This is a genomic window from Kingella pumchi (assembly GCF_022288825.1).
Lineage (GTDB): Bacteria > Pseudomonadota > Gammaproteobacteria > Burkholderiales > Neisseriaceae > Kingella_D > Kingella_D pumchi.
This window is the reverse complement of the sequence record NZ_JAKOOW010000031.1, coordinates 1-963: the sequence shown is the minus strand read 5'-3', so window position 1 is coordinate 963 and position 963 is coordinate 1. Positions and strand designations below refer to the sequence as shown.

Genomic DNA, 963 nt, shown 5'->3' with positions numbered 1-963 from the left:
TTTTGAGATGGCGCAGGATGGTTTGGCGGCTGCATCCGCAGGCGGCGGCAAGCTGTGCGGCAGTTTGTTTGCCTGCGGTGTAGGCTTGCCATAGGGCTTGTGGGTTTATCCGTCTGCCGCCGTTGAAATACTTAGGGGCTTAGGAAGCAAAATCACCAAAAACAGTGATAAGCTTATGAAATGAAATTAAAAAACAAGTATCAAAAGTTCAGCAAAATTTCTGAACCACAATTTCGTCAAATTCTACGGCTATTTGCCTTGGATTTGACTGCTTCTGATACTGCCAGATTAACTGGCATCAGTGTCAGAAGTATCAACACGCTATTCTTAAAATTACGGCAACGGTTAGCTGCTGAATGTGAGCAGCAAACTCCTTTTGATGGTGTTGTTGAACTTGACGAATCCTACTTTGGTGCGAAGCGTATTCGTGGTAAACGCGGAAGCGGTGCTGGTGGTAAAACCATCGTCTTTGGGGTACTCAAACGGGGAGATAAGGTCTATACGGAAATCGTACCCGATGCCTCCAAAGCTACGCTACAAAAGGTTATACGCGGACATATCTCCATTGAGAGCGTCATCAATACTGACGGATGGCGCGGTTATCATGGTTTGATTGATATGGGATTTGCAAAGCATTTTAGGGTGTATCACGGGCAAAATGAGTTTGCTCGTGGAGCGCAACATATTAACGGTATTGAGTCGTTTTGGAGTTATGCGAAACACCATCTGATACACAACATGGTGTAGCAAAACATACGTTTTACTTGCATCTGAAAGAAACTGAATTTCGCTTCAATCACAGACATGATGATTTGTACAAAGTACTGCTGAAAATGTTGCGGAATGATCCTTTAAAATGATTTTTGCTTCCTAAGCCCCTCTGCAAATAAAAAAGGGGCTGTACTAGATAAGCCCTAAATTTCACACCACCGGCGCAGCACTTTAAGCTGCTCGGAAGGTGCG

General features: G+C 44.3%; 1 pseudogene. It reads left to right on the top strand.

Going from position 1 to position 963, the window contains the following annotated elements:
• The first annotated feature begins 180 nt into the window (after positions 1-180).
• A pseudogene (locus MB824_RS08485) lies at positions 181-860 on the top strand (IS1595 family transposase).
• Positions 861-963 lie beyond the last annotated feature (103 nt).